Raw genomic sequence first — 15,353 nt, 5'->3', positions numbered from 1 at the left:
CCGGAGCCGGAGCGGGCCGCGGACCTTTCGGTCCGCGGCCCGCCGCGTTCAGCCGCGTTTCGCCGCCTCCGCGTAGGGGCCCAGGCAGCGGGGGCGGCCGGAGCCGATCCGCCAGAGGGTCAGGGCGGCGAGGGTGGCCTTCGAGTCGTCGCCCGTCCGCGCGTCGTAGGACCGGGCCACGCCCCGGTACACCCGGTCGTCCGTCATGAAGGCGTTCGACACCGCCGCGCCCGGGTTCTTCACGTTCCGCCGCCCGGCCGTGCGCAGCGCGCTCACCGTCCAGTTGAGGGCGTCGTACGACTCCACGGCGAAGCGGTCCACCGGCTCGCCCGCCGCGATCCCCCACCGCGCGCGGTACGCGGCGGCGAACGCCTTAGCGCCCGGCACCGTGTCCGGATCGACGTAGCCCGCGCCGAAGTACCAGCCCTCGGCGGCCGGCCCCGCCACGGTCAGGAACTCGGGCCGGAGCACCGCCTCGACGCTGCCGCACGGCCCCCGGTACCCCTGCTCCCGCAGCGCCTTGGCGCACAGCGCGGCCCGGCGCGGGGACCGGCCCGCGTACAGGACACCCGTCGGGTTCCCGGCGAGCGCGGCGCGGACCGTCGCCGCGTACTCCTCGCCGTCCGCCGCGAGCGGATGGGCGGTGACCGTGCCTCCGGCCGGCGGCGTGTTCTTCATGTGCCGGACGAGGAGCCAGCTGTACGAGGCGTCCGCGCGGTCCTCGATGACGGCGGTGCGGCCGAGCCCGCGTTCCTGGAGGTAGCGGGCGAAGGGCACGATCATCACCTCGGGGTAGGGCCGCGCCTCGAAGTACGTGCGCAGGGTGGGCGTCTGGCCCCGGATCACCCCGTCGGGGACGGTGGCCACCACGCTCATGACGGGCACCTTGCTGTCGACGAGCGCGGTCGCCGCCGCGATGGCCGTCTCGGTGGTCGTCGGGCCGACCACCGCGACCAGGGACGGGACCGTGAGCAGGGCGCGGGCCCCGGCGGCGGTCCTGGCGGGGTCGCCGCCGTCGTCCGTCACCTTGAGGACGAGGTCGAAGGGCCGTTCGGGGCGGGCGTTGAACGCCTCGGCGGCGAGCCGCAGCCCGCGCTCCTGGGCCCGGCCGTCGTCCTTGGCCGGGCCGCTGAGGTCGGTGAGCACGCCGAGCGTGTGGGCGGCGCGCGCGGTGCCGGGGCCGGAGCCCGGGTCCGTACCGGCCGGGGCGCGGCCGAGCAGCCAGGCGGTGAGCCCGCCCGCGGTGGCGACGGCGGCGGCCGAGCCCGCGGCCAGGAGGCGGCGCCGGGAGGGGCCCGCGGGGGCGCCGTCCGCCGCCGGGAGGGTCGGGTCGGCGACCGGGAGGTCCAGGATCCGGGCGGAGCTCCGGGCGATCAGCGCGGGCAGCCCGTCCGGGAGCCAGTCGCGGGCGGGCCCCTCGGCGGGGCCGAGCCGGTCGCGCACTCCGGCGGCGGCGGGCCGGGCCGCCGGGTCCTTGGCGAGGCAGGCGGTGACGAGCGGCAGCAGGGCCGGGGGCAGGCCGTCGAGGTCGGGTTCCTCGTGGACCGTGCGGTAGACGACGGCGGCCACCGGGCCCGTACCGAAGGGGCGGCGGCCGGTCAGGGCGTACGCGAGGACGCAGCCGAGCGAGAAGACGTCGCTGGCCGGGCCGACCTCGCCCGCCCCGGGGGCGCGGGCCTGCTCGGGGGCGAGGAAGCCCGGCGTGCCGATCATCGCGTCGGTGGCGGTGAGCGCGGTGGCGCCGCTGATCCGGGCGATGCCGAAGTCGATGAGCCGGGGTCCGTCGAGGGCGAGCAGCACGTTGCCGGGCTTGACGTCCCGGTGGACGAGCCCGGCGGTGTGCAGGGTGCCGAGGGCGTCGGCGAGCCGGGCGCCGAGGGCCCGGACGGTCGGCTCGGGCAGCGGGCCGTGCCCGGCGACGGCCTCGGCGAGCGAGGGGCCGGGCACGAACTCGGTGGCCAGCCACGGCTCGTGGGCCTCCGGGTCGGCGCCGAGGACCCGGACGGCCCAGCGCCCGGTGATCCGTTCGGCGGCCTCCGCCTCGCGCCGGAAGCGGGCCCGGAAGCCGGGGTCGGCGGCGTGCTCGGCGCGGATCACCTTGAGCGCGGCGAGCCCGCCGCCCGCCGACCGGGCGAGGTAGACGACGCCCATGCCGCCGGTGCCGAGCCGCCCGAGGAGCCGGTAGCCGGCGAGCGCGGAGGGGTCGGAGCGCCGGAGCGGCCTCATGCTCCGCCCGTCCCGGTGTTCTTCGCCTTGACGGGCTCGGAGGGGGCGGCGCCGAGGAACGTGTACGCCCCGCCCTGCACGCCGAACAGGAAGGTGCCGACACCCTTGAGCTCGCCGTTGTCCCCGAAGGCGTAGCCGCCCATGGCGCCGTCGTACTGCCGGTCGCGCAGGGCCTGCCACAGGCCCTCGCGGCTGAGCGGGGCCTTGACGGCCCGGGAGGAGAGCCAGCCGAGGGCCAGGTTGACCACGTCGAAGGACTCGCCGCTGTAGTAGGCCGGGTCGGTGCCGAAGCGCTTGCGGTAGGCGGTCAGGAAGTCCTGGGCGGGCTTGCGGTCGGCGGGCTTCCGCTTGGGGTCGGCGGCGCGCTGTACGGGGTCGACGACGGGCGCGCCGAGGAACCAGCCCTCGGCGGCGTCCCCGGCCTGCTTGAGGAAGCCGTCCCCGAAGACGCGCTGGCCGGTGAACCGGGGCCCGGTGAAGCCGAGTTCCTTCAGGGCGCGGGCGGCGAGCACGGCCGTGCCGCGCACCCCGCAGTGGACGTACGCGTCGATGCCCGCGTCGATCATCTCGCCGAGCACCGTGCGGTAGTCGGTGACCCGGCCCGGGATCACGCGGTAGTGCGGGGTGATCCCGGCCTGCTTGAAGCCGAAGCCGACGCCCTTCACGTACTGCCAGCTGTACTGGTCGTCGGTGCGCTCCTGGAGCACTCCGGGGCGGCGGACCTGGGGCAGCAGGGTGACGGCCCAGGCGAGGTAGGTGCCGGCCATGAGGTGGTTCGGGACGGCGCGCAGGACGGTGGTGTTGGGCGGGCCCGCTGCGCCGCGCAGGGTGAGCAGGTTGTATCCGGCCGAGGTGGTGAGGAGCGGCACGCCCGACTCCTCGAAGGCGGGGAGCGCGGCCTCGCCGGTGTCGTCGGAGGTGGGGCCGAGGGTGACGATGAGGGAGGGGTCGGAGGTGAGCTTCCGGGCGGTGGCGAGGGCGGTGGCCCGGTCCCCCCGGTCGTCGGCGACCTTGAGCGCGAGGGTGAACGGCTCGCCCTTGGCGCGGGCGTTGAACGCCTCGACGGCGAGCCGGGCGCCGCGTTCCTGGGCGCGGCCGATCTCCTGGGCGGGGCCGGAGAGGTCGGCGAGGACGCCGACGGTCCAGGTGGGGGAGGCGGGCGCGGCGGGCCTGCCGCCGCGCCGGGAGTCCCACAGGGCGTACCCGCCGCCGCCCGCCGCGAGCACGGCGGCGCCCGCGCCGAGCGCCAGGAAGGCGCGGCGGCTGCGCTTGGGGGCGGGGCCGGTGCCGGGGGCGGGGAGGGTCGCGTCGATGTCGGGCAGCGCGAGCATGGCGGCGGAGCGTTCGGCGATGGTGGCGATGACGGGCGCGGGGAGCCAGTCGGCGGGGGGCTGGAACGCGGTGTCGCCGTCGCCGGAGGGCTGCCGGTCCTTGGCGGTGCCGGTGCCCTCGGCGAGCCGGGTCGCGAGCTCGGCTGCGGTGGGGCGGGCGGGCGGGGCGCCGGAGGGCTGCCGGGCCTTGGCGGTGCCGGTGCCCTCGGCGAGCCGGTTCGCGAGTTCGGCGGCGGTCGGGCGGGCGGCCGGGGCGCCGGAGGGCTGCCGGGCCTCGGCGGTGCCGGTGCCCTCGGCGAGCCGGGTCGCGAGTTCGGCGGCGGTCGGGCGGGCGGCCGGGGCCTTGGCGAGGCAGGCGGTCAGGAGCGGGAGCAGGTCCTCCGGTACGCCCGCGAGGTCGGGCCGGTCGTGGACGGTCCGGTACAGCAGGGCGTCCGCCGTGCCGCCGCCGAAGGGCGGGCGCCCGGTCGCCGCGTACGCCAGGAGGCAGCCGAGCGCGAAGACGTCGGCGGGCGGGCCGACGAGGTCGGTGCGGGCCGCGGCCTGTTCGGGGGCGAGGAAGCCGGGGGTGCCGACGACGACGTCGGCCGAGGTGAGCCCGGTCTCCCCGGCCGCGCGGGCGATGCCGAAGTCGATGAGGCGGGGCCCGTCGACGGCGAGCAGCACGTTGCCGGGCTTCACGTCGCGGTGGACGATCCCGGCCGCGTGCACGGCGGCGAGGGCCCGCGCGACGCCGGCGCCGAGGATCCGGACGCTCCGCCCGGGCAGCGGCCCGTGCGCGCGGACGGCCTCGCCGAGGGAGGGTCCGGGGACGAAGGCGGTCGCCATCCAGGGCTCGGGGGCGTCGGGGTCGGCGCCGGTCACGGGCACGGCCCAGGGGCTGTCGACGCGCCGGGCGGCCTCGACCTCGCGGCGGAACCGGGACCGGAAGTCGGCCTGGTCGGCCCGGTCGGCGTGGGTGACCTTGACGGCGGCGAGCTCGCCGGTGCCGGTGCGGCCGAGGTAGACCACGCCCATGCCGCCCGCGCCGAGCCGCCCGAGCAGCCGGTAGCCGGCGAGCGCGGAGGGGTCGGCGGACAGCAGGGGCTGGAGGGCGCCGGGGGGCGGCTGGGTGGGGAGGGGCTCGGCGGGGAGGGGCGGGGTTGCGGGTGGGACGGCGGGCGGGGTGGCCGGGGCTGCGGGCGGGGGTGGGGTGGCCGGGGCGGCGGGCCGGGGCGCGGGGGTCGGCCACGCGCCGAGGCGGGGGTCGGGGATCGGCCGGGCGTCGGACGGGGAATCCTGCCCGGAGTCCGACGGCGAGGCGGGCCGGGGGGCGGGCCCCGGGCCCGACCGCTCGCCAGACTCAGGCCGGGGCTCAAGCTGGGGCTCAGACTGGGACTCAGGCCGGGGCTCAGGATCCGGCTGCGGGCCGGGCCCGGGGGTCGGGCTCATCGCTGGGCTCCCAACTGCTTCTTGACGCGGTCCTGCATGATGACGTTCGCCCGGACCTGGGCGGTGTTGGTCTCCGCTTCCGTGTAACCGGGCGCGCCCTTGACCACGACGGCGACGGTGACCTGACCGGCGCGGTTCTGCAGCCAGGTGTAGAACTGGGGCTTCTTCCCGAAGGCGTCGTTCACGTACGCGCCGCGCTCCAGGAGCGAGTCGCTGGAGGTGGCGTTGCCGCCGACGCCGTAGGGGACGCCGAGGGAGTTGAGGCCGGTGATCCGCTCCCCCTCGCGCAGCCGCTGGTCCGGGCAGCGCAGCGCCTCCTCCAGGGTCTCGGCCATCTCCCAGTCGGCCTCGGACTCGGTGCGGTGGACCGTGACCGTGGCGGCGACCCGGAGCGGGCCCTTGCCGCCGGCGGCCGGGATCTCGCTGTAGGCGGTGACGCTGGCGAGGACGGTACGGGGCGGGGCGCCCGCCTCCCAGGTGCACCCCGCGTCGAGGACCGGCCAGGCGTCGGGCTCGCTGAGGTACGGGGTGCGCCTGACGTACTCGGGGCCCCAGTCGTCGGGCCCGGCCACCGTCGCGAGGGCGAGCCGCCGGGCCTCGGCGGCGGTGCGCGGGGCCTTCGCGGGGTCGGGGGTGAAGGGCGGCCCGGTGGGAGTGGGGCTGGCGGGGCTGGTGGTCGGGGCCGCCGAGGCGGTGTCGGTGCCGGAGGCGCTCACACCAGGGGTACGGCCGGCACCGCCTCCCCCGCCACCCGACGAGCAGCCCGCGAGCAGCGCCGCGCCCGCCGCCGCCACGGCCCCCGCGCGCAGCAGTCGTCCGTACCCGGATCCATCCCTCACGCGTTCCCCCACGGTCGCTCGCACGATCCCCCGGTCGGTGGGAGATCGTACGGCTCGGGTGGTCAACTCGCCCGGGTTACAACGTCATTGGGACGAGGCGCGCACCTCGTCGTAACGCTCCCGGGCCTCCTGCACGGCGGGCAGCCGCCGCTCGGTCCAGCGGGCCAGCGCGTCGACCTGTTCGGCGGCCTCGCGGCCGAGCGCGGTGAGGCTGTAGTCGACGCGGGGCGGGATCACGGGCCGGGCGGCGCGGTGCACCAGGCCGTCGCGCTCCAGGGTCTGGAGGGTCTGGGTGAGCATCTTCTCGCTGACCCCGCCGACCGCCCGGCGCAGCTCGCCGAAGCGGTACGAGCGCTCCAGCAGCACGATGAGGATCAGCACGCCCCAGCGGCTGGTGACGTGCTCCAGGACGCGCCGCTCGGGGCACATCGCGTCGACCACGACGGGGTGCCGGAGCCCGTCGGCACCGCTCGGCTCACTTACTCCCATACCAGTACCTTACTTCAAGGTGGGTACTTACGAATCGATAGCGCCGGTCGTACGGTGAGTGGAGCCCCTCCCTCCGAGGCCCCGCCCCCGCCCACTCTCAAGGAGCGCACCATGAGCATCGTCGTCACCGGAGCCACCGGCCAGCTCGGCCGCCTCGTCATCGACGCCCTCCTCGCCACCCCCGGCGTCCCCGCGGGTTCCGTCGCCGCCGCCGTCCGCGACAAGGAGAAGGCCGCGGACCTGGCCGAGCGCGGGGTGGAGCTGCGGATCGCGGACTACGACCGCCCGGAGACCCTGGCCGGCGCCTTCGCGGCGGGCGACCGGGTGCTGCTGATCTCGGGCAGCGAGGTCGGGCGCCGCGTCCCGCAGCACACCGCCGTCCTGGCCGCCGCCAAGGCCGCGGGTGTCGCCCAGCTCGCGTACACCGGCATCCTCGGCGGGCCCGAGGCCGACTTCCTGCTCGCCGAGGAGCACACCGCGACCGAGCGGGCGATTCTCGACTCCGGGGTGCCGTACACGTTCCTCCGCAACGGCTGGTACACCGAGAACTACACGGCGAACCTCGCCCCGGTGCTGGCCCACGGCGCCGTCGTCGCCAACGCGGGCGAGGGCCGGATCGCGTCCGCCGCCCGCGCGGACTACGCCGCCGCCGCTGCCGCCGTCCTGACCGGCCCGGCCGAGGAGCACCTGAACCGCGCGTACGAGCTGAACGGCGACGTCTCGTGGTCGCTCGCCGAGTACGCGGCGGAGGTCGCCCGCCGGACCGGCCGGGAGATCGCGTACACGAACGTGCCCGCCGCCGCGCACCTGGAGATCCTCACCGGCGCCGGGGTGCCCGCCCCCTTCGCCGAGATCCTGGTCGACGTGGACCGGGCCGTCGCCCTGGGGGCGCTCGCGAGCCGCGGCGACGACCTGGCGCGGCTGATCGGGCGCCCGACCACGCCGCTGGCCGACACGGTCGCGGCGGCCCTGGCCACCACCGCCTGAACGAACAGCACCATCACGGCCGTCAGGACCGTCAGGACCGCCAGGACCGTCAGGACCGTATATCGATACGGACATGACAGCCCGCCCCGCCCGGCGCTACCTTCGACAGGACAGCGCGGCGCAGGGGCGGGGAGGTCCGGTGGACAACGGGAACAACGGCGGAACGAACGACGGCGAGGCCCGCAAGGGCCTCCTCTACGGGATCGGCGCCTACGGGATGTGGGGGCTGGTCCCGCTCTTCTGGCCGCTGCTCAAGCCCTCGGGCGCGGTCGAGATCCTGGCCCACCGGATGGTCTGGTCGCTCGCCGTCGTCGGCCTGGCCCTGCTGGCGCTGCGCCGCTGGAGCTGGCTGCCGGAGCTGATACGCAGCCCGCGCAAGCTGGGCCTCATCACCGTCGCGGCGGCGGTCATCAGCGTCAACTGGGGCCTGTACATCTGGTCCGTCAACAACGGGCAGGTCGTCGAAGCCTCGCTCGGCTACTTCATCAACCCGCTCGTCACCATCGCGCTCGGCGTCCTGCTCCTGAAGGAGCGGCTGCGCCCGGCCCAGTGGGCGGCGGTCGGCATCGGCTTCGCCGCCGTGGTCGTGCTGTCCGTCGGCTACGGCAGGCTGCCGTGGATCTCGCTCACGCTGGCGTTCTCCTTCGCGATCTACGGCCTGGTGAAGAAGAAGGTCAACCTCGGCGGGCTGGAGTCGCTGGCCGCCGAGACGGCCGTGCAGTTCCTGCCCGCGCTCGGCTACCTGCTCTGGCTCGGCACCCAGGGCACGCTCAGCTTCGGCGCGCACGGCACGGGCCACGCTGCGCTGCTCGCCGCGACCGGCGTGGTCACCGCGATCCCGCTGATCTGCTTCGGCGCCGCCGCGATCCGCGTCCCGCTCTCGACGCTGGGCCTGCTCCAGTACCTGGCGCCGGTCTTCCAGTTCACACTCGGCGTCGTCTACTTCCACGAGGCGATGCCGCCGGAGCGCTGGGCGGGCTTCTCCCTGGTCTGGCTGGCCCTGACGGTCCTCACCTGGGACGCCCTCCGCACGGCCCGCCGCAGCCGGCTGGCCGTGGAGACGGCGACGGCGACGGCTACGGCACCGGCGACGGCTCCCGCTCCGGCCGCCACTTCGGCGACCCCTCCGTCCGCTCCGACCGCCGCCCGGGAGCCCGCGTAACGGGCCGGACCGGGCGGGGCGGGCGGGCGAGCAGGCGGCCGGGTCAGCCGCGCTGTCGGCGGGACCGTCGGCGACCGAGCAGGAACAGCGCCGCGCCGAGCGGCGCCGCGAGCAGGGCCAGCGGCAGCGCCCCCGGAAGCCCGGTGGCGGCGAGCGCGCCGCCCGGGGTGCCGGGGCGGCCGGGCGGCACGCCCGGGGCGGACGCGCCCGGCGTCGGGCGTGACGTCCCCGAGGGCTTCGTGGGCGTGGGCGTGGGCGTGGCGGACGGCCGGCCCGGCGTCGCCGTCACCGTGGGCGGGTTGCCGCCGGGCGCGGACACCGGGACGACCTCGGCCCGGACCGTGTCCGCGTCGTTCACCGGGTTGTGGTCGGGCTGCCGGGCGCCGACCGTCGCGGTGACGGGCAGCGTGGTTCCGGCCGGGGTGCCGAGGCGGGCCGCGCCGGTCACCGTCAGGGCGGCGGTCTGCCCGGTGGCGAGGGTGCCCACGGGGCAGCGCGCCCGGCCCTTGTCGACGGGACAGCGGCTGCCGTCGGGCGCCGTGACCACGGGGGATTCGAGGCCCGGCGGCAGGTCGATCGTGACGACCGTGTCGGTCGCGGTGATCGGCCCCTTGTTGACGACGGTGAAGTCGTAGCCGACCGTCCCGCCCGCGACGACCTCCGGCCGCCGGACGGTCCCGCTGACGCCGAGGTCCAGGGTGGGGGCGATCGGCGTGTCGACGGTGTCCCGGGCGGACAGCCGCGCCCCGCCGACCGGATCGCCGTAGCCGACGGCGGCCGTGTTGTGGGCGGTGGTGCTGCGGCCCCGGGCCAGGACGGTCGCGCGGAACGTCAGCGTGGTGAGCGAGGCGGGCATCAGGGTGCCGCCGGCCGTGGCGTCGGCACCCGTGCCCAGGTTGACCCGGAGCCGCCCACCGGACAGGACCTCGCCGGCGTCGTCACCCCCGGCGTCGGTCAGCGGCCCGGTGCCGCCGGGCCCGGCGACCACCTCAAGGCTGCCCGGCTGATAGGCGAGGGCATCGGGCAGACGGTCGTCGAGCACGACCCCGACCGCCTGGTCGCCGCCGTCGTTGCGGACGGTCACCGTGTATTCGAGGACGTCGCCGACCTCCGCCACCTGGCGCCCGGAGAGGTTCACGACGTTCTTGTCCACGGTCAGGCACGGCGGGGTGCCGAAGGTGATCCCGTCCAGGAAGTTGCCGATGCTCAGGCCCCCTTCGGCGGTGAGCGCGTGGAAGGAGAACCGGGTGCGCCGCTGCCCCTTCGGCACGGTGTACGTCCCGGTGTGCGTCCCCCACGCCTGGTTGCCGTCGCTCAGCACGCCCTGGCTCGCCGTCGCCCCGCCGGGCGCGCCGATCAGCACCTCCATGGTGTCGGTGCCCTCACGTCCCCGGTGCGACAGGCGCCAGCGCAGCCGGGACCCGGGGACGGTGTCGATGTCCTGGTAGAGGGAGGAGGGCTCGTTGGCGTTCAGCTCGGCGAACTGCCGTCCCTCCGCCGCGGGCACCCCCCGGAAGCCGCTGGACCACAGCTCGATCACCCGGTCCGAGGCGGTGGTGTCCCAGCCGGGCACCTTGTCCTCGTCCAGCAGATCCCAGCTCGCGTCCGGGATGACCGGCTCCTCGAAGCCGCCGTTGGCGAGGCGCTGCGGCTTCGCGCAGACGGTGCTCGCGGGGGCGGGGGCCACGCGCTCCGCCCGCCGCGACGGACCCGGCGGCGCGGGCGGGGCGAGAGCCGCCGCGCTCGCCGCCGGCACCAGCGCCGTCACCACCAGGGCCACCGCCCACCCCCGCCAGGGAGTCCTCGTCACCACGCGTGCGCACATGAGCGCAGAGCCTAGGGAGGAAAGCCCTGAAAGTCTTCAAATCAGCTAAAAGAGGGCATGTCAGGCGCCGCGCCGGACACGCCCCTCGCCTACAGCCGGGCGTCCAGCAGGTCGTGGTCCCGGATCAGGCGGCAGACCGCGGTGAGCCGGAGGCTGGCGAAGTCGTGGCCCCCGACCGGTTCGACCCAGGCAGCCTCGGTCAGCCAGTCGGTGAAGCCGAGCACGTAGTCCCCCAGCTCCTCCCGCCCCACCGTCCGGCCCCGCGCCCCGCGCTGGGCCGGGACGAGGGCGTCGCACACGGCCGCCGCGTGCTGGTCCAGCGCGGCCAGCAGCCCCGGCTCGGCGGAGCACTCCGCGAGCCGGGGCGCGTACGCGGCGGCGACACCGACCAGAGGGCAGTCGGGCGAGCCGGGCGGGCCGGACGAATCGTTCATTTCTCCACATTAGGCGCGGCCGAGGCCGTCGCGGAGGCCCCTCAGACCGTGACCTTGCTCGCAGCGGGAAGGCCCTCGGCGCTCCCGCCGACCTCCTGGCCCGGGGCCCGGCGGTCTCCCCGCACCCCCGTGGCGGAGATCACCGCCCCGAGCGCCACCATCGCGAGCGGGACCAGCAGCCCCGCCCGGATGCCGTCGAAGCCGCCGCCCGCGATCCCGTAGACCGCGGTCACCGCGGCCACGCCGACCGCCGAACCGAACTGGGTGGCCGTGGTCAGCAGCCCGCTCGCGAGCCCCTGCTCCTCCTCCGCGACCCCGTCGGTCCCGACGATGGTCAGCGGGCCGTACGCCAGGCTGAACGCGAGCCCGGTGAGCAGCAGCGCCGGGAACATCGCCGCGTACGAGCGGTCCGGCCCGACGGGCAGGAAGAGGGCGTACGAGAGGACGGCGAGGACGAAGCCGCCGAGGATCACCTTGGCGTTGCCGTACCGGGCGACCAGCCGCGGGGTCAGGGTCGGCGCGAGGATCGCGTCGACGCCCATCACCAGTAGGGCGAAGGCCGTCTGGAGCGAGGACCAGCCGCGCAGCTCCTGGAGGTAGAGGGTGGCGAGGAACTGGAAGCCGAAGAAGGAGCCGACGAAGAGCAGCGCGCCGAGGTCGGCCCGGACGAGCGGGGCGCGGCGCAGCAGTCCGAGGCGGACGAGCGGGGCGGCGGCCCGGCGTTCGACGGCGACGAAGATGCCGACGAGGGCGAGTCCGGCGGCGAGGACGGCGGCGGTGAGCTGCCAGCCGTCGAGCCCGTGCTCCAGGCGGACGATGCCGTAGGCGAGCAGCAGCATGGCACCGGCGGCGGCGAGCGCGCCGCCCACGTCGAAGCCGGCGGAGCCGCGGGCGGGCCGGGTCTCGGCGGGGATCAGGCGGATCGCGGCGACGAGGATGACGGCGGCGAGCAGGACGGGCGCGAAGAACACCCAGCGCCAGCCGCCCAGCGTCGTGAGGACGCCGCCGATGACGAGGCCGAGCGAGAAGCCGCCGGCGGCGGTGCCCGCGAAGACGAGCAGCGCCTTGTCGCGCTGGGGGCCCTCGGGGTACGAGGTGGTGATGATCGACATCGCGGCGGGGGTCATGAACGCGGCGGCGACACCGGTCACGAAGCGGGCCAGGATCAGCGTCCAGCCGTCCTGGGCGAAGCCGCCGAGCCCGGAGAAGACGAGGAAGACGGCGAGCCAGCCGAGGAACATCCGGCGGCGGCCGAGGAGGTCGGCGGCCCGGCCGCCGAGCAGGGTGAAGCCGGCGTAACCGAGGACGTAGGCCGACATGACCCAGGCGGTGGTGCCGGTGCCGAGGCCCAGATCGGCGCGGACGGCGGGGACGGCGACGGCGAGCATGGCGACGTCGATGCCTTCTAGGAAGATCGTCCCGCAGAGGACGAGCAGCAGGCTCCAGGCGCGTACGGACACAACTGTCTCCAGGTCGGGGAGGGTTGGGGAAGGTGGGAGGAGAAGACGGGAGAACACGGCGGTTACGAAAGAGACGGCCGGTTCCCTCTTGTAACCACCTGCATCCTGCGGCAGCATCAGGTCCCATGGAAGAAGGCACTTTGAAGTCACCGAGTCACTGCGCGGATACCGGCTACGAGTCCGGCGCCGCCGCCACCGGCGGCGACACCGACCCCTTCCAGTGGGACACCCGCGAGGACTGCGAGGTGCGGCAGATCCTGGACCGGGTCGCCGACAAGTGGTCGCTGCTGGTCATCGCCCTGCTCGACCGCCGCACGCTGCGCTTCACGGAGCTGCGCCGGGAGATCGACGGGGTCAGCCAGCGGATGCTGACCGTGACGCTGCGGCAGTTGGAGCGCGACGGCCTGGTGAAGCGGACCGTGTACCCGGTGGTCCCGCCGCGCGTGGAGTACGAACTGACGCCGCTGGGCCGCACGTTGCACACGACGATCCGCGCGCTGGTGACGTGGACGGAGCAGCACCAGAACGAGATCGCGGCGGCGCGCGAGGAGTACGACGCCCGGGAGGCGGCGGCGGCCTGAGCGGGCCGCGCCACCTCATCCGGGTCACGGAGTCTCGGGCTCGCCCTCGCAACGGGGGTCGGCCCGGGGCGGGTTCTGATGCGCGACGGCGTCCGCCCAGCGGGCCTTCTCCGCGTCGAGCCGGTCGGCGTCGGCGGGGTAGGCGAACCAGACGGTGCGGGCCGTGACCGTGCCGGCCGCGCCACGCCAGTCGTTCAGGCCGACGACGTAACGGTGCCCGGGCAGAAGAGGATGACGGTCGGGGGCCCCGGCCGCGAGCAGGCCGGCCGGGGTGCGCTCGACGGTCTGCTCGACGGCGAAGGACGCGGGCAGCGCCCCTTTGAGCGTCTGGTCGACGCGGACCTGCGCGGTCGCCTGGCGCAGGTCGTCGACGGCCGTCTCGCCGAGGGCCTTGTCGACGCCGATCACGGCGACGTGATCGGCCAGACCGGCCTTGTCCCGGTCGGTCTCGTTCACCCGCGCGCACACCGGCGCGGCGGCGCCGGGGCCGGGGCCGGGGCCGTCGCCCCGGCCGGAGAGGACGAGGGTGGTCGCGGATCCGGCGAGAACGACGAACGCCGCCGACCCGAGCAGCAGTGCCGAGGATCGATTCATCAGCCCCAGATCTTCCTGTAATTCGCCCGGTCGACGGCGGTGGGCACGGTCGTCAGGCTGATTTCGGTCTGCATCACGGAGTTCACGGTGTCGGCCTTGTGGCACAGCCCGAGCGCGTGCCCGAGCTCGTGCACGACGACGTTGCGGCGGAACCGGGCGTCCTTGTAATCGCCGTCCAGGTAGTACGTGTTCAGGTAGATGTAGTCGGTCGCGGCGACCCCGCCCCGGCGCTGCCAGTACCCGGGATGCCCGTCGGCCTTGCGGTACTCGCGGAACTCCAGGTCGTTCACCGTGTTCGCCGCGTCGGGCGCGATGCTGACCGTGCGGAGCTTGTTCCACTCGCCGGTGGCGTACTTGCGCGCGTCGTCGTACTTCGTGGCCTCAGTCCACCGGATCTCGCCCTCGTCCACCGAGGAGTCCGCCCGCGACTCCGACTCACCCCTGATGCACGGCGCGGCGCCCACAGCGGCGGCGTACGGGGCGTTCGCCATCGCCACGGCGAGCACCACAGCGGCGACGACCGGCGCCGCCGCCACCTGAGAGAGCACCGGATTCCCCCTTCCGCCCACGGATCGGGAACGACCGTAGCGAGCGGCGGGCGCGGCGCGCCCGGGAGCGCGCGACGGATCACCCGAACGGACGGGCAGCGGCGGCGGCTTCATTGTCAGTCCCCTCCCGTATAACGAGCCCATGACCACACCCACGCCCGCACCCGTGCACTGGAAGCTCGTAGTCGACTGCGCCGACCCGCACGCGCAGGCCGCGTTCTGGGCGGCGGCGCTGCACTACCGGGAGGAGGACCACAGCGGCCTGATCGCCACGCTCCTCACCGCCGAGGCCGTCCCGCCCGCCGCCACGCTCACCGTCCGGGGCCGGGCCGCCTGGCACGACCTGGCCGCCGTCCGGCACCCGGACGACCCGCACGACCCGGTCTCCGACACCGGCCTCGGCCGCCGCATCCTCTTCCAGCGGGTCCCGGAGCCGAAGACCGCGAAGAACCGCCTCCACATCGACCTGCACCCCCACACCGGCAGCCGGGCGTCGGAGGTCGCCCGGCTGACGGCGCTCGGCGCCTCGGTGCTGCGAGAGGTGGAGCAACCCGCCGGGAGCTGGGTCGTCATGTCCGACCCGGAAGGCAACGAGTTCTGCGTACATTGACCCGCATGATCCGAGTCTGCTTCGCCGGCGTCACCGGCTGGACCGCCCCGCCGATCCTCGCGGGCATCGCGCACGCCGACGACCTGGAGCTCGTCGCGGGCGTCTCCCGTTCCGCGGCGGGACGCCCGCTGGCCGAGGTGACGGGGGTCCGCGCCGACGGCACGGTGCACGCCTCCGTCGCCGAGGCCCTCGCCGCGACCCGGGCGGACGTGCTGGTCGACTACACGAGCGCGGCGGCCGTACGGGACAACGTGTGGGCGGCCGTCGAGGCGGGCGTCCACGTGGTCGTCGGCTCCAGCGGCCTCACCGCCGAGGACTACGCCGAGCTCGACACCTTCGCCCGCGCGCGGGGTGTCGGGGTGATCGCGGCGGGCAACTTCTCGGTGATGGCGGCCGTCCTGGCCCGCGCCGCCGAGCTCGCGGCGGAGCACCTGGACCACTGGGAGATCATCGACTACGCGAGCGCCGCCAAGCCGGACGTGCCGAGCGGCACGGCCCGCGAGCTCGCCGAGACCCTGGGCTCCATCCGGGCACCCGAACAGGGCGTGCCGCTCTCGGAGTTGCACGGCCCGGCGGAGGCGCGCGGCGCGGACGTGGCGGGCAGCCGCGTGCACTCCGTACGCCTGCCGAGCTTCCTGCTCAGCACGGAGATCATCTTCGGCGGCGACGGCGAGCGCCTCACCCTCCGCCACGACGCGGGCGCGACCCCCGACCCGTACACGGCGGGCACGCTGCTCGCGGTGCGGCGGGTGGGCGAGTCGGTGGGGGTACGGCGGGGGCTGGGGACGGTGCTGTTCGGCTCCGCGTAACGGCCTTGACCTCAAGCGCGCTTGAGG

At 75.6% G+C, this 15,353-nt stretch carries 14 protein-coding genes; 5 read left to right on the top strand and 9 right to left on the bottom strand.

All coding sequences use genetic code 11. The annotated features are described in order from the left end of the window. Window positions 1–48: 48 nt before the first annotated feature. From AB0C99_RS02495 to AB0C99_RS02480, 4 genes are all read right to left on the bottom strand, one after another. Window positions 49–2,226, bottom strand: a complete 2,178-nt coding sequence (locus AB0C99_RS02495; protein WP_362468423.1) for a bifunctional serine/threonine-protein kinase/ABC transporter substrate-binding protein — start codon at window positions 2,224–2,226, stop codon at window positions 49–51. Further along, the gene (locus AB0C99_RS02490; protein WP_362468421.1) at window positions 2,223–4,988 is read right to left on the bottom strand and encodes an ABC transporter substrate-binding protein; all 2,766 of its coding nucleotides are present in this window, start codon (window positions 4,986–4,988) and stop codon (window positions 2,223–2,225) included. The genes AB0C99_RS02495 and AB0C99_RS02490 overlap by 4 nt, the downstream gene beginning before the upstream one ends. Next, the gene (locus tag AB0C99_RS02485) at window positions 4,985–5,827 is read right to left on the bottom strand and encodes a hypothetical protein (protein WP_362468419.1); all 843 of its coding nucleotides are present in this window, start codon (window positions 5,825–5,827) and stop codon (window positions 4,985–4,987) included. Before AB0C99_RS02485 ends, AB0C99_RS02490 begins: the two co-directional genes overlap by 4 nt. A gap of 84 nt (window positions 5,828–5,911) precedes the next feature. After that, a complete protein-coding gene (locus tag AB0C99_RS02480; RefSeq protein WP_362468417.1) occupies window positions 5,912–6,316 on the bottom strand; it encodes a helix-turn-helix domain-containing protein in 405 nt (134 codons plus the stop codon). Window positions 6,317–6,427: 111 nt separating this feature from the next. Here AB0C99_RS02480 and AB0C99_RS02475 point away from each other — a divergent pair, with 111 nt between their 5' ends. Then, window positions 6,428–7,303, top strand: coding sequence for an NmrA family NAD(P)-binding protein (locus AB0C99_RS02475; RefSeq protein WP_362468415.1), 876 nt, complete (start codon window positions 6,428–6,430; stop codon window positions 7,301–7,303). Window positions 7,304–7,376: 73 nt separating this feature from the next. Continuing rightward, the gene (rarD, locus tag AB0C99_RS02470) at window positions 7,377–8,465 is read left to right on the top strand and encodes an EamA family transporter RarD (protein ID WP_362468414.1); all 1,089 of its coding nucleotides are present in this window, start codon (window positions 7,377–7,379) and stop codon (window positions 8,463–8,465) included. Between the two features lie 43 nt (window positions 8,466–8,508). Here the strand turns inward: rarD and AB0C99_RS02465 are convergent, their stop codons facing one another. The 3 genes from AB0C99_RS02465 to AB0C99_RS02455 all read right to left on the bottom strand — a co-directional run bounded on the left by AB0C99_RS02465 (window position 8,509) and on the right by AB0C99_RS02455 (window position 12,184). After that, window positions 8,509–10,290, bottom strand: a complete 1,782-nt coding sequence (locus tag AB0C99_RS02465; protein ID WP_362468412.1) for a hypothetical protein — start codon at window positions 10,288–10,290, stop codon at window positions 8,509–8,511. 89 nt (window positions 10,291–10,379) lie between these two features. Further along, window positions 10,380–10,724 (bottom strand): DUF6401 family natural product biosynthesis protein, encoded by a 345-nt coding sequence (locus AB0C99_RS02460; RefSeq protein WP_362468410.1) that lies wholly within the window; start codon window positions 10,722–10,724, stop codon window positions 10,380–10,382. A gap of 41 nt (window positions 10,725–10,765) precedes the next feature. After that, complete coding sequence (locus AB0C99_RS02455; protein ID WP_362468408.1) at window positions 10,766–12,184, bottom strand: MFS transporter; 1,419 nt, start codon at window positions 12,182–12,184, stop codon at window positions 10,766–10,768. A 125-nt stretch (window positions 12,185–12,309) separates the two neighbouring features. Here AB0C99_RS02455 and AB0C99_RS02450 point away from each other — a divergent pair, with 125 nt between their 5' ends. Then, window positions 12,310–12,765 carry a helix-turn-helix domain-containing protein gene (locus tag AB0C99_RS02450; protein WP_362468406.1) on the top strand — a complete coding sequence of 152 codons (456 nt, stop codon included), beginning with the start codon at window positions 12,310–12,312 and terminating at the stop codon, window positions 12,763–12,765. Between the two features lie 24 nt (window positions 12,766–12,789). On the opposite strand, the gene AB0C99_RS02445 is transcribed toward AB0C99_RS02450, so the two are convergent. Together AB0C99_RS02445 and AB0C99_RS02440 are read right to left on the bottom strand one after the other, a co-directional pair. Beyond that, the gene (locus tag AB0C99_RS02445; protein WP_362468404.1) at window positions 12,790–13,359 is read right to left on the bottom strand and encodes a hypothetical protein; all 570 of its coding nucleotides are present in this window, start codon (window positions 13,357–13,359) and stop codon (window positions 12,790–12,792) included. After that, the gene (locus AB0C99_RS02440) at window positions 13,359–13,907 is read right to left on the bottom strand and encodes a matrixin family metalloprotease (protein WP_362468402.1); all 549 of its coding nucleotides are present in this window, start codon (window positions 13,905–13,907) and stop codon (window positions 13,359–13,361) included. Before AB0C99_RS02440 ends, AB0C99_RS02445 begins: the two co-directional genes overlap by 1 nt. A gap of 142 nt (window positions 13,908–14,049) precedes the next feature. Between AB0C99_RS02440 and AB0C99_RS02435 the strand changes: the two genes are divergently transcribed. Both AB0C99_RS02435 and dapB read left to right on the top strand, forming a co-directional pair. Further along, window positions 14,050–14,517 (top strand): VOC family protein, encoded by a 468-nt coding sequence (locus tag AB0C99_RS02435; RefSeq protein WP_362468400.1) that lies wholly within the window; start codon window positions 14,050–14,052, stop codon window positions 14,515–14,517. Between the two features lie 5 nt (window positions 14,518–14,522). Then, window positions 14,523–15,326, top strand: a complete 804-nt coding sequence (gene dapB / locus AB0C99_RS02430) for a 4-hydroxy-tetrahydrodipicolinate reductase (RefSeq protein ID WP_362468398.1) — start codon at window positions 14,523–14,525, stop codon at window positions 15,324–15,326. Window positions 15,327–15,353 lie beyond the last annotated feature (27 nt).

It is taken from the genome of Streptomyces sp. NPDC048659 (genome assembly GCF_040650575.1).
Taxonomy (GTDB): domain Bacteria; phylum Actinomycetota; class Actinomycetes; order Streptomycetales; family Streptomycetaceae; genus Streptomyces.
This window is presented reverse-complemented; position numbering and strand designations above follow the sequence as displayed.